This window comes from Marinobacterium nitratireducens (assembly GCF_014645375.1).
Lineage (GTDB): Bacteria > Pseudomonadota > Gammaproteobacteria > Pseudomonadales > Balneatricaceae > Marinobacterium_A > Marinobacterium_A nitratireducens.
In genome coordinates, this window is the sequence record NZ_BMLT01000012.1 from 16,204 (window position 1) to 29,440 (window position 13,237).

A 13,237-nucleotide genomic window follows, 5' to 3' on the forward strand; every position below is an offset into this window, starting at 1 on the left:
TTGCAGTCGACGGGGTCACTACGGATCCTGATAGCCGCCGCAGGAGCATTCTGGGCTGCCCACGGGTCGTTTGAAGGTATAGGCCGCGGGCTCGTAGATCAGCGCTTTGCGCGCTTCCTTTTCATTGCCGCCCGCCAGGCTGAACGGCAGCGACACCGCCCAGACCGTGGTGCCGATCAACGTGGCCACCAGCCCGGCCGGGCGGCAGATCAGTGTCTCGACCACCATATCGCAGGCATCGAGACGGTACGCCGCACCGCGCTCCTGCGCGCGTAACGGTAGAGAAGTGCTTATCCCCAGCAGCAGCACGACCAGCCACAGCGAGGGCTTGGGGCGTTTGCAAACGAAATGTTCCATCATGGTCGAGGCCTTTGCTTGAAGGTATTGCCGGTAAGCCGCCCAACGGGGCCGGTATCGGAAAACTACCGACATGGCGGCTCAATCCTGAATCACTCGATCTGGGCCAGCAACCCACGGATGGCATCGAGGTCGCAGTCATCTTGACCGAGGCTGCACACATCCTCGAGCATGCTGCGCGCATCTTTGCCACGCCCCTGTTGCAGCCAGAGCCGGGCGAGGCAAAGCAGCGCACGCACCTCCTGAGCACGGGCGCCGGTACGCCTGCCGGTCTCGATAGCCCGCTCGAAACAGGCCTGTGCCAGCAGCTCATCGTCAGCTTTGGCCGCTTGCTGCAACAGCAGTTCGCCTTCCAGCCGCTCGACTTCGGAACGATACATCCACTCGCCGGTTGTGGCTATCGACTGCCGGGCATCATCGAGTACACGCAGACCCTCCCCCGGCTCTCCCGCCCGACCAAGGGCTTCGGCCAGCAGTGCAAGAAAGTGCGAACACCAGAGCTCTGCGCCGGTGTCGCGAAATGCCAGCAAGGCTGCGCGAATCTCGGCGCTGCCGGCCCGGGCTCGCCCCTGCCGCGCGCGCGCGGCGCCCAGCAGCACCCGGGCCCAGGCCCCCCAGAACGGGTAGCCCTGCTCCCGGGCGAGTGCCGCGGCAGCGCCGGCGTGCTCGCATGCCCGGTCAGCGTCGTCGAGCTCGATATCGGTCTCTGCGACAAGCACCAGCGCGTAGTTTGTCACGTAGGATATGTTCAGCTCCCGTGCCAGTTGCAACGCTTCTTCGGCGCACTGACGCGCGGCTTCGCCGCAGCCGAGATGCGCCAGCACCCAAGCCAGATAACCCCGTGCAAAGACACCGGGATCGAGACCGTAGCGATAAAGGTGCGCCTGATGCTGCCCGCGGTCGTAGAGCGCCACCGCCTGCTCGAAATGGAGTCGGGCTGCCCTGGGATCACCGAGATTGAAGCAGCTGGATCCCATGGCCCGATGCGCCTCGAGCAACAATGACGGGTCCTGTCCGCGCCGTGCCAGCGCCAGCAGGCATTCGGCATAATCACGACCGCTGTGCAATTGCCCTCTGACGTGGTGGAAATTACGCAGCCCGATCAGCACCGGAAACAGCTGATGCTCGGTGCCGGCACCACCTTTGAGTTCAAGCGCACGACTGTAGTTGGTCCCGATATCGGGGGCAGCATATCCCTGGGCCGCTATGAGCGCCGGGCCGAAGTCGAGGCGGATGGCGAACTCGATGCCGTCGCGTTCGCCACTAGGGGGCAGTTTATCCAGCAGCTTCAGCGCCGACCCGAAGTGACCGACGGCTTCCGGGACAGACGACTGCAGCATCGCCTGCCGTCCGGCGCGGTGCAGATACTCGACTGCCTTGTCGAGGTTGCCGCTGCGGCTGTAGTGGTGCGCCAGTTCCTTGCAGTGCGCGTCGATATGTCCGTCGAAAAGGCTTTCGATCGCCCGCCCGATGCGCTCGTGAAGTTCGCCCCGCCGTTCACGCAGCATGGAGTTGTAGGCTACTTCCTGGGTCAGGGCATGCTTGAAGCTGAATTCGACCTCGGGAAACGCCGCGCGCTCATAGAGAAACTCGCCGCTTTGAAGACGGTTCAGCTGCTGACGCAGGCGTTGTTCCGGCAACCCCACCACCTGCAATACCAGGCTCCAGGGAAACTCCTTGCCGATCACCGCCAGGGTCTGCAACAGCGACTTTTCATCGGACGCAAGACGGTCCATGCGCGCGCAGAGCACACCCTGAACCGTGGTCGGGATACTCAGGGATGCCAGCTCACAGACCAGGCGGTAGTGTCCGATGCGGCCCTCGAGTACCTGTTCCTCAACCAGAGTTTGCACTACCTCCTCGAGAAAAAACGGATTGCCCTGTGTCTGCGCCTGTATTCTTGGCTTGAGTGGCGCCAGCGACGCATCGGTGCCCAACAGGGATTCGAGCATCTCGGCGGCTTCCCCCCGATCCAGCGCCTGCAGACGAATGTGCGCATAATGGACATCCGCCGGCCAGCGGTGGCGATATTCCGGTCGGTGGTTCAGCAATAGCAGAATGGGCGACGACTCCATCGCTTCGGCGAGGACGTCCAGAAACGTCTGGGTTTCGCCATCCAGCCACTGCAGGTCCTCGAATATCAGCACCAGCGGCTGCCTTGAACTCTCCTGCAGCAGTAGTTTCCGAATCGTTCCGAGGGTTCGTCGGCGCCGGGTCTGCGCATCCTGCTGCGACAGCTCCGAGCCGGGTTCTGCAATACCCAGCAAATAGCAGAGATACGGGAGGTGCGACCCGGTTGCCAATCCCAAAGCTTCCAGTCTGGACTCGATACGCTGGCGGCGCCGGGCCTCGTCATCCTCGGGGCCGAACTGCAGATACTGTTTCAGCAATTCGATCAGGGGCAGATAGGCAAAGGCCTTGCCGTGGGATACCGAAAAGGTTTCCAGTACCCGGCAGCCTCGTTGCGCCCGCCGCTTGAACTGCAGAAAAAGGCGCGACTTGCCAACGCCCGGTTCGCCAGTCACGGCAACGATACGGCCGTTTCCCGCTTCGACCTGCTGCAGTTCCGCCTCCAGCTGAGCCAGCTCCGGCCGGCGACCGACGAAACGCGCAAGACCGCGCCGTTCTGCCAGCTGCAACCGGGTATGCAGAGGACCGTTCCCGAGCACTTCATAAGCGTTGACCGCACAGCTCATACCCTTGACCACCTGAGGGCCGAGCTCACGGAACTCGAAGTACCCCTGAACCAGACGGAAGGTCGCTTCGCTGACGACGATACTGCCGGCCGGCGCCAGGCTTTCCATACGTGACGCCAGATGAATCGATGGCCCCACGGGATCGTAGTCGACCTGAAGGTCTTCGGTGCGCACCGACCGAACCACGACCTCCCCGGTATTGGCGCCGACGCGGATTTGCAGTGCAATCCCCTGCTCGGTCCGGATACGCCCGGCGTATTGCTGCATCGCCTGCTGCATCCGAAGCGCGGCGAAAAGCGCACGCTGCGGATGATCCTCGTGGCCAATCGGGGCCCCGAAAAGCGCAAGTATGCCGTCGCCGAGGCATTTGGCAACGTACCCCTCGTAGTGATGCACCGCTTCCATCATCAGCGCAAGAATGGGATCGATCAGACGACGGGCGTCCTCAGGGTCGAGATCCGCCACCAGGCTTGTGGAAGCGGCTATGTCGGCGAACAGCGCGGTGACGATCTTGCGCTCACCTGCGGTTGCCCCCGTAGCTGCCTGCTCGGCCCGGATACGGTCGACCAGGTGCGCCGGCGTATGATGGATGGGGGCTGTATCGGGGAGCCCGGCAGGAAGAGGATTACCGCAGTTATCGCAGAAACGGGCGCTTGCCCGCAGTGTCGTACCGCAGGCAGGACAGCACTTGGCCAGATCGGCTCCGCAACCGGTGCACCGGAGCACCGATCCTGGGTTGTCGCATCCACAACTCTGGCAGCGCATGGCGATTCGCCTGAAGGCCCTCCGGACAGCTGTGCCGGGGGTGATTCCCCGCCGGGCTCCCCCTCAGCATAGCGCAGGCTGCGGCTGCCGTTTGCAGCTGTCGCCCCCGACCTGCGAGCTCGAAAGGCTAAAACGAAAAAGCCATTCCCGGGAGAATGGCTTTATAAAGTGGACTTCTTACGCGAAGTGGGACTGGATCTCTTCGACGGAGGCGAAGGTCTTGCCCTCGAACACCGCCCGACCGGTATTTTCCAGGTCGAGAACCAGGCGATAAACAATATTTTCAGTCATATCCATCACTCACAGGACTCGGCAGGATCCCGCAGCCTTGTCCGATTAAAGATTGTAAAGGCGCAACCGGTCACTTCCTGTCACCGGAACTCGGAAAACTTGTATACAACAAAAGGTGCGACAAATGTAATAGTGACAAGATTACATGTCAACACTACCGTTATTTCCGATTTTAACCGACAGTTTACAGCAGGGATGCCGGCGGCGGTGTTGGGCTGGCTTGCGCCTAGTCGGGGCCTGTCGAGGTAGCGACGGTTTCGCACAGTGCGATGGCGTCGAAGAATACCGGCCCGTAGGACAGTTTCTCGCCGGCGCGCAATGGATGATCTTTGAGAACGCCAGCGATATCCTGGCTCTGCGGCGATCTGGCCGGTGTGTTGAGGGCGTACACCCCATCGCCCGAAATCAGGGTCAGACGCTTGGGGGGGAGGCAGCGCAATACCGCCCGTTCAACGGTAAAAGGCCAGGTTTTGTAGTCCTCGGGCGTAACCAGACGGGCGTTGTCGAAGGCGGAGGCGATATTGTCAAGGCGCCGGGCGGCGTCGGGATGAACCCTCACCTGATCGACGCAACGGACGCCATCCGGGCAGAGTTTGGTGCCGATGTGAATCTCGCGGTTGTGGTCATCGCGCCAGCTCAGGCTTTCGGCAGTCCCGCTGACAGCCGCCCCGGGCGTAACCACCTTCAGTTCCAGCAGCTCGAGCAGTTCACCGAAATCGCCGGCGGTCTCGACCTCGCCCGGCAGCGACGGGGTCAGAACACCGGTAAACCGATACAGCTCGTCACCATTCTCGGTGATGCTTAGAACGAAGCCTGCGTCGGTTTCGCGCTGCAACAGCAGTACTATCGCTACCGTCGCCGCCATGGCGCCGGCTGCGCCGTACATCCATTTTTTACCGCTGACCATTTGGGCTCCCTTTTTGCATCTGCACAGGCCGCTACTTTACCCTCTGATATCGGGGTAACGAAAGGCGCGGCCGCAATGACCGGCGTCCCGGCGCAGAATGCGACGGCCGGAGCCCACTGCAAGCTGCAAACGGGACTCCGGCTGTCGGGTGCCTTCTGGGGTGCGTTTACTCCGATGCGGCGATAAGGCTGGCGTTGCCACCCGCCGCAGTGGTGTCGACGCACAGGTGCCGCTCGATGACGTAACGCTCGGCGCCATCGCCACCGCCGAGCAGCGGCAGCAGAGCGCCGTCGCGCCGCGACAGCGCCACGCGGTACTGGCGCAGCCTGGCTTCTGGCGCCGAACTGACCACCGCTTCGAAACCGGCAACGGTTTCCAGCGCCTCGGGCTTTAGCAGACCGTCGAGACCAACGACCGGAATGCCGGTGGCGTTGGCCGACGCCAGTGCCGTTTCAGCCCCTGGCGACACGACGACAGCGGCATTACCCTGCGACAGGGCGACCCCGGCCTGTTTCATCGCGGCGTCCAGGTCGGGACCCAGGCAGACCACGACACCGCGCGGACAGCAGCGCAGCAGGTTGAGCTCGCCGGTCGGTCCCGGCAGTTCCTCGGGCCTGGCGTCCAGCGGCGCCGGCACATCCCCGAAGATCGGCTGCAGCCGCTGCACCCGCTCCTGCTCCCTGATCCAGACACTGCTGTCCAGACGCTCGATGGCTTCGCGCAGTTGCTCCGCGGTGACGTTCTCCGCGCCCGACGCCTGCACCGGCTCGGCTTCGCCGGCCTTCATGAAGCGCCGCACGTACATCGGGCCACCGGCCTTGGGACCGGTGCCCGAAAGTCCCTCGCCACCGAATGGCTGTGAGCCGACGATAGCGCCAATCTGGTTGCGGTTGACGTAGGTGTTACCCACCTTAATACGGCTGACGATGCGCTCGACACGTTTGTCTACGCGGGTGTGCAGACCGAAGGTCAGACCGTAGCCCCTGGCGTTGATACAGTCGACAACCTTGTCGATCTCGTCCGCCTCGAAGGTGGCGACGTGCAGCACCGGGCCGAAGATTTCCTCTTCCAGCTCGTCGATACCCTCCAGCCTGATCACCGTCGGCGGCACGAAGAGCCCCTCCGCCGGTGCCTCCAGACGTTTGAGCACGCGCCCCTTCTGCCGGAACTTCTCGCAATGTGCCTCGATGCCCTGACGGGCATTTTCATCGATCACCGGGCCGACATCGGTCGACAGCAGCCAGGGGTCGCCGATACGCAGCTCGTCCATGGCGCCGAACAGCATTTCCAGCAGGTGGTCGGCAATGTCCTTCTGTACATAGAGCATGCGCAACGCCGAGCAGCGCTGGCCCGCACTCTGGAAGGACGACGCCAGCACATCGCGCACCACCTGTTCCGGCAGCGCGGTCGAGTCCACGATCATGGCGTTGAGCCCGCCGGTTTCGGCGATCAGCGGCGCATCCGGTGCCATGGACGCGGCCATCACGCCATTGATGTGCTGCGCCGTGGCGGTGGAGCCGGTGAAGCAGACACCGGCAATGCGCGGATCGGAGGTCAGCGCCGCGCCGACAGTGCTGCCGCCGCCCGGCAGCAGCTGCACGGCCGCTTTCGGAATACCCGCCTCATGCATCAGCTCGACCGCGCGCGTGGCGATCAGCGCGGTCTGCCCCGCGGGCTTGGCGATAACGGCGTTGCCCGCCGCCAGCGCCGCCAGCACCTGACCGGCGAAGATCGCCAGCGGGAAGTTCCACGGCGAAATGCAGGCAATCACGCCCCTTCCGGCACCGAACGACTGGTTGCGGATAGCCTCGTTGGGATAGTAGCGGGCGAAGTCGACAGCTTCGCGAATTTCCGCCACCGCATCCAGCAGGCTCTTGCCGGCTTCGCGGGTCGCCAGCGCGAACAGCTCGATGGCATGCTCCTCGAACAGGTCGGCGACCCGGCGAATACGCGCGGCTCTCTCTTCCGCCGGCAGTGCTGACCAGGCCTGGAAGCCGGCCTGGGAAGCGGCGATGGCGCCCTCGATATCCTCCTGACAGGCCTGAACCAGGTGCCCGACCAGATCAGAGGGTTTCGCCGGGTTGCGGACTTCCGTGACCTGGTCGCTGCGGACCTCGCAGTCGAGCACGGGACCACCCTGCCACTGCCGGGTTTTGAACGCCGAGCGCGCACTCTCGATCGCCTCGATCTCGACCGGATCGGTGATGTCCCAGCCTTTGGCATTGCGGCGCTTGTCGCCATAAATCGCGCTGGGCAGCGCAATGGCCTTGCTCGACAGTTCATCCCCCAGCGCCTCGACGGTATCGAACGGATCGCGGGCGATCTCCTCGGGCTTGATGCGGGTATCGACGATCTGGTTGACGAAGGAGCTGTTGGCGCCGTTCTCCAGCAAACGCCGGACCAGATAGGCCAGCAGGTCCTGGTGCGCACCGACCGGCGCGTAGATGCGGCAACGCGCCTCACCTTTGCCGACGATGGCGTCATGCAGGGATTCACCCATACCGTGCAGGCGCTGAAATTCGAAGCAGTCGCGTCCCTGGGCCAGCTCGAGGATGGCCGATACCGAGTGCGCATTGTGCGTCGCGAACTGCGGATAGATGCGGTCGGTCATCGCCAGCAGCTTCTTGGCGCAGGCAATATAGGACAGATCGCTGTTGACCTTGCGGGTGAACACCGGGAAATTCGCCAACCCCATCACCTGGGCACGCTTGATTTCCGCATCCCAGTAGGCACCCTTCACCAGGCGCACCATGATGCGGCGATCCAGCTTCACCGACAGGGCGTACAGCCAGTCGAGCACATGCGCGGCGCGCTTTCCGAACGCCTGAACCACGATACCGAAGCCGTCCCAGCCCGCCAGCGACGGGTCGGACAGCACCGCTTCGATGACGTCCAGGGAAATATCCAGCCGGTCGGCCTCTTCGGCGTCGATATTGAAGCCCATGTTCGCAGCCCGGGCCTTGCGTGCCAGCTCCAGCGCGCGGGGAACCAGTTCCTCCATCACCCGGTCCTTCTGACCGAATTCATAACGCGCGTGCAGCGCCGACAGCTTCACCGAGATACCGGGGTTCTTGCGGATATCGTCGTGTACACAGGCCGGCGCCAGAGACTCGATGGCATTGGCGTAGGCCCGGTGATAACGCCTGGCGTCGGCATCGGTGCGGGCCGCCTCTCCGAGCATATCGTAGGAGTAGGTATAGCCACGGGACTCGTACTTCCTGGCGCGCTTGAGCGCTTCGCCGATGTCGCGGCCAAGCACGAACTGGCGACCCATTTCCTTCATCGCCTGCGCCACGGCGGTACGCACCACCGGCTCACCGAGGCGCTTGACCATGCCGCGCAGCGTCGTGACCAGCCCCTGCTGATCCAGCGGCGACAGCAAGCGTCCGGTGAGCAGCAAACCCCAGGTGGCGCTGTTGATCAGCGAGGATTTGGACTTGCCGCGGTGGCCGCCCCAGTTGCCGGACGAAATCTTGTCTTCGATCAGCGCATCGATCGTAGTCTTGTCCGGCACGCGCAACAGCGCCTCGGCCAGGCACATCAGCGCCACGCCTTCTTTGGTGGTCAGCCCGTACTGGGCGAGGAACTTCTCCATCACCGTGGGGGTGGAGTTGGCGCGCACATCCCGGACCAGGGCTGCAGCGCGGGCCGAAATACGGGCGCGGACGTCCGGGGAGATGGCGGCACCGGAAGCCAGTGCCTTGACGACCTGAGCCTCGTCCGCCAGATAGTGGCTGCGGATATTCTCGCGGCAAACGGCCATCGACAGTGTCTTGTTATTCATCCGCCCGTTCTCCTCTGTGATGAATTTTGGATTGATCCATTCTACGCATCCAGCAAAAGTCGATTTCCCTATTAACTATTATTTAGTAGATATCTTGTTTATTTTTACCCGACCAAAAATTACTATTTCACTACAAAAAATGATAAAAAAGACGTTTTTCCCATCGACACCCAACATCCCGGACAGGCTCCTTCAGCGCGCTCAGACGCACTGCAACCGGGGACGGGTGCGTACCGGCCCGACTACCCGATGAGACAAAGTATGGACAAGGTGGACAGAATAGACCTGAAAATCATTGATGAACTCCAGCGCAACGCCAGGATCACGGTGACCGAACTCGCCTCCCGCGTCGGCCTGTCGAAAACCCCCTGCCAGCTGCGCATCAAGCGCCTGGAGGAACAGGGCTATATCACCGGATATACGGCGCTGGTCGACCAGAGCAAGCTGGGGCTCGACCATATCGCTTTCGTCCAGGTGACCCTGAACAACACCAGCAGCAAGGCACTGGCGGCATTCAACGAGGCCGCCAGCAAGATCGCGGAAGTGGAGCAGTGCCACATGATCGCCGGCGGCTTCGATTATCTGCTAAAGGTACGCACCCGTGATATGGCGTCTTATCGAAGCGTACTGGGCGAGAAGCTGTCCACGCTGCCGCACGTGCTGCAGACGACGACCTTTGTGGTGATGGAAAACGTCAAGGAAAGGGGTCTTTAGGTGCGCAGGTCTGGTCTTTGCTCCGGCCGGGACGTCGGCCGGAGCCCCGGTCAAGCGCAGGGCAGCAGCAGCTCATGCCCCACCACCCTGTCGATCAGACAGTAGGAGACCCGGGATCAGCCTGCGGACACCCTGTTCGAGCGCCCCGAGATCCTGCGCCTGGATGGGTCCACACTGCCATTGCTGGATTTCGCCGCCGACCAACGCGGACTTGGCGGCCGCGCTGAATCTGAGCGAGAGCCACTTTTACCTTCTGTGCCAGCGCATGCTCGGCGTCACGCCGCAGCAGCATACGATGAAGCGCCGGCTGCTGCATGCCCGCAGACTGCTCCTGGAAAGCCGGCTGTCACTTGCCGAACTGGCCCTGGAAACGGGATTTGCCGACGCATCCAGCTTTTCCCGTGCCTTCAAACGCCATTTCAACGAGACGCCCGGCAGTGTCCGGCGCACGCCGCGATACAGGCCCTGAGGTCGTTTGATCGCCCCTGAGGTCGTTTGATCGCTAAGCCGCGAAAGCGCGGTCAGGCCGACGGGAGGGCCTGCGCCTTGCGCCGGTAACTGAGAATCTGGCCCTTGTAGGGCTTGTCGAGATAGCCCACATCGGTGGGTACCCTCTGACTATGACGGTAGCCCAGGCTGACCATCTTCTTGCTGAAACGGGCGTGATGCCCGCGTCCGGGATCGACCAGAATCACGTCGCAGGTCGGCTTGGCGTGGACATCGATAAAGCCGGACAACAACTCGACATGACCGGCCTCGTAGAGCAGATCGCTACCGATGATGATGTCGAAGGTCCCCAGTCCGCAGTCATCGTCCCCCCACCCGGTGCGCACGAAGGGTATACAGTCGCCCCCGTTCAGGCGCACGTTCTCGGCCAGAAAGGCCCCGGCCTCGGGATGGTAGTCGGTCGCGGTAATATCGGCGTGACGACTGTTGAGCAACAGGCTGCTGAGGCCGATGCCGCAACCCACCTCGAGAACGCGCTTGCCGTCGACGTCATAGTCCGCCATCAGGTGCGCCAAAACTTCGCTGGACGCCCAGACGATACCGAACAGGGCCCAGTTGGAGGAATGGATACCGAGTTTTTCGGCAACACCGTCGACATCCCGATACTGCTGACGGTCACGCAGGGTGCGCAGATGAATATCGACATCCCCGAATTCGAGGGTCTGGTAACGCAGGCGCAGTTTGGACATCGATCACCTTATTGCAGAATGATACGCAGCAGTGATCAAACGAACTGAGTTTCGCCACGGGAATACTCCACCATACAGCCTTTTACGTATGCTGTAACCCGCCCTGGCCTTAACCGTCCGGCGTCAGCTTTCGCTGCAGCAACTCGCAGGCCTGCGCCCAGGGTTCGAATGCCCCGGCATCCTTCAGATGGTCGAGCCCCAACCGGGTCAGCGTGTTGGGAGTGGCGATGCCGTCGCTCAGCTCCCGCAGTCCGAGATGGGATCTGCCGGCACCGAGTGCCGCTGCGCCCTGGGTGGCCGCCAGCGTCAGCTCGCGGGCCTGCTCCTCTGTCAGCCCTTGCTGTGCCAGCCAGTCACTCACCGTTGCGAAAAGATCCAGTAACCAGCCGTTGTAGCAGGCGGCGATGGTGGCGAGCTCGAACTGCTGCTCGTCTGCCATGCCGATAATGCTGCCCAGCGGCGCCAGCAGGTCCCGTATCCCGCTGTCATCGGGAAAGATCGGCACCGCGCCTGCGCCGAACTCGGCGCAGGACAGCGGCATGGCCCTGACCAGAGCGATATTGGCGGGAAAACGCGCGGCCGGTACCCCGGCGATACAGGATATCACCGCCTTGCCGTCGGGAAAGCGGCATTCGTCGAGCACCGCCTCGAGCGCCTCCGGGCGAACCGCGAGCATGACCAGGTCGGCGGCATCGATGACCGCCTGATTGCTGTCCATTACCTCGCACTGCAGGTCGGCGGCCATGGCCGCGGCCATGCCCCGGTTGCGGGGCGATATCAGGATGCGCCGGCGGTCGCCACCGCTTCGCAGCCCGGCGACCGTATAGCGGGCAAGATGACCGGCACCGATGATGCCAAGTATCGGAGTCAAGGTTGTGGTGCTCCTGGTTGGGGGTGAGTGGTTAGTGGTGACGCGTTAGGCGTTAGGCGTTAGGCGTTAGGCGTTAGGCGTTAGGCGTTAGGCGTTAGGCGTTAGGCGTTAGGCAGTCTGGTTGCGGGCTGTTCGCTGTCAACTGTTACCTCAAAACCGTTCGCACCGGGAAAGTGCCCGTAAGTTTGGGTGCGCAGCTGCCACACCAGGCGTAGGAGCCCACTCTGTGGGCGAACAGCCTTGCAGCACGCTGCCAATCTTCAGTTCGCTCGCGGAGCGAGCTCCTACGCCTCCATCAGCAACCGCCCCTTACGCCTGACGCCTAACGCCTAACGCCTCACATCATGCTCATGAGCACAAACGCCCGCCTTTATGGCGGGCGCAAGCGTTGCTCGAACAGGCGTATTACAGTACGCGGTCGGTCTCGCTGTACAGCGACTTGCCGTCCGGCCCGGCATTGTCGGAGTACAGCGTCACCGTCTGTCCCGAGCGCAACCGGATCGACAGATTCTTGTGCGAATCCGCCGTATCCTTGGGCAGCAGGTGCTCGATAACGGCCATTTCGTCCAGCAGTTCCTGCTCGGTTTTCTTCATCCGCTCGCGGCTGAAATCGCTGATTTCGAGGCCCTGGATGATCTGGTATCGCCCGTAGTTGCAGCGCACCGGGTAGGAATAGATGATGCCCTTCTCGATCCCGTAGCTGCCGTCGCTGACGATCCCCATGCTGACGAACTCGCCGGGCTCGGTACCCAGGCACCAGTCGCGCATATGGTCGGTGATGGCCTGTGCCGCGGAGGGGGCGCTGGACACGCCGCGGGCCTTGATGATATCGCCGCCGCGGTTCTGCACCTGCGGGATGTATTCGTCGGCATACCAGTCCTGGCTGATCTCGTCCATCGCCGGGTGTCCGTGGATGGTGGCGTGACTCAGATCCGGATACTGGGTCGGAGAATGGTTGCCCCAGATAATGACGCGGGCGATATCGCGCGGATTGGCGCCGGTCTGGGTCGCGAGGATGCCACGGGCGCGGTTCTGGTCGAGGCGCGTCAGGCAGGTGAACTGGGACGGACTCAGGTCCGGTGCGTTGCGGCTGGCAATCAGCGCGTTGGTATTCGCCGGGTTGCCCACCACCAACACCTTGACGTCACGGTTGGCGTGTTCGTTCAGCGCCTTGCCCTGGCGACTGAAGATTTCGGCGTTGACCTCCAGCAGGTCGCGACGCTCCATGCCAGGACCGCGCGGCCGGGCGCCGATCAGCAGCGCGTAGTGTGCGTTGCTGAAGCCCTCTTCGACATTATCGTGCAGCGTGATGGTGTGCAGCAGTGGATAGGCGCAGTCTTCGAGCTCCATCGCGATACCGCGCAGCGCCTCCATGGCCTGCGGCACCTCGATAAGCTGCAGAATCACCGGCTGATCCTTGCCCATCATTTCCCCGGCGGCGATCTTGAACAGCAGATTGCTGGCAATGCTGCCTGCGGAACCGGTAATGGCGATACGTACTGGTCTTCTCATTGTAGTCCCCTTGATTTGCACTCTCGGTCGAGCCTTTGCTCACTGGCACTCAGTCTAGGCGCTCTTGCCGACGCCTTGATGACAATATCCAACGGCATATAAAAAGGTAGTAGAATCAGCCGATTGCGCCACTATTCGGGGACA

Annotated in this window: 9 protein-coding genes; 2 read left to right on the forward strand and 7 right to left on the reverse strand. The window is 62.6% G+C overall.

The features are described 5' to 3' along the window. Positions 1 to 18: 18 nt before the first annotated feature. The 4 genes from IEX85_RS19640 to putA form a co-directional block, all read right to left on the reverse strand. Positions 19 to 360: a multidrug transporter gene (locus IEX85_RS19640; protein ID WP_188862330.1), complete on the reverse strand. Its 342-nt coding sequence runs from the start codon at positions 358 to 360 to the stop codon at positions 19 to 21. Between the two features lie 89 nt (positions 361 to 449). Continuing rightward, positions 450 to 3,779, reverse strand: coding sequence for an adenylate/guanylate cyclase domain-containing protein (locus tag IEX85_RS19645; RefSeq protein ID WP_229722022.1), 3,330 nt, complete (start codon positions 3,777 to 3,779; stop codon positions 450 to 452). A gap of 556 nt (positions 3,780 to 4,335) precedes the next feature. After that, positions 4,336 to 5,016 carry a DUF2511 domain-containing protein gene (locus tag IEX85_RS19650; protein WP_188862332.1) on the reverse strand — a complete coding sequence of 227 codons (681 nt, stop codon included), beginning with the start codon at positions 5,014 to 5,016 and terminating at the stop codon, positions 4,336 to 4,338. A 166-nt stretch (positions 5,017 to 5,182) separates the two neighbouring features. Next, positions 5,183 to 8,800 carry a bifunctional proline dehydrogenase/L-glutamate gamma-semialdehyde dehydrogenase PutA gene (putA, locus tag IEX85_RS19655; RefSeq protein WP_188862333.1) on the reverse strand — a complete coding sequence of 1,206 codons (3,618 nt, stop codon included), beginning with the start codon at positions 8,798 to 8,800 and terminating at the stop codon, positions 5,183 to 5,185. Positions 8,801 to 9,049: 249 nt separating this feature from the next. Here putA and IEX85_RS19660 point away from each other — a divergent pair, with 249 nt between their 5' ends. Both IEX85_RS19660 and IEX85_RS19665 read left to right on the forward strand, forming a co-directional pair. Further along, positions 9,050 to 9,514 carry an Lrp/AsnC family transcriptional regulator gene (locus IEX85_RS19660; protein ID WP_373290932.1) on the forward strand — a complete coding sequence of 155 codons (465 nt, stop codon included), beginning with the start codon at positions 9,050 to 9,052 and terminating at the stop codon, positions 9,512 to 9,514. Positions 9,515 to 9,677: 163 nt separating this feature from the next. Next, positions 9,678 to 9,983 carry a helix-turn-helix transcriptional regulator gene (locus tag IEX85_RS19665; RefSeq protein ID WP_188862334.1) on the forward strand — a complete coding sequence of 102 codons (306 nt, stop codon included), beginning with the start codon at positions 9,678 to 9,680 and terminating at the stop codon, positions 9,981 to 9,983. A gap of 52 nt (positions 9,984 to 10,035) precedes the next feature. On the opposite strand, the gene IEX85_RS19670 is transcribed toward IEX85_RS19665, so the two are convergent. From IEX85_RS19670 to IEX85_RS19680, 3 genes are all read right to left on the reverse strand, one after another. Then, on the reverse strand, positions 10,036 to 10,710 hold the full coding sequence (locus IEX85_RS19670; protein ID WP_188862335.1) for a class I SAM-dependent methyltransferase: 675 nt from the start codon (positions 10,708 to 10,710) through the stop codon (positions 10,036 to 10,038). A 109-nt stretch (positions 10,711 to 10,819) separates the two neighbouring features. Further along, a complete protein-coding gene (locus tag IEX85_RS19675; RefSeq protein WP_188862336.1) occupies positions 10,820 to 11,581 on the reverse strand; it encodes an NAD(P)-binding domain-containing protein in 762 nt (253 codons plus the stop codon). Positions 11,582 to 11,986: 405 nt separating this feature from the next. Then, positions 11,987 to 13,093, reverse strand: coding sequence for a malate dehydrogenase (locus tag IEX85_RS19680; protein ID WP_188862337.1), 1,107 nt, complete (start codon positions 13,091 to 13,093; stop codon positions 11,987 to 11,989). Positions 13,094 to 13,237: the final 144 nt, after the last annotated feature.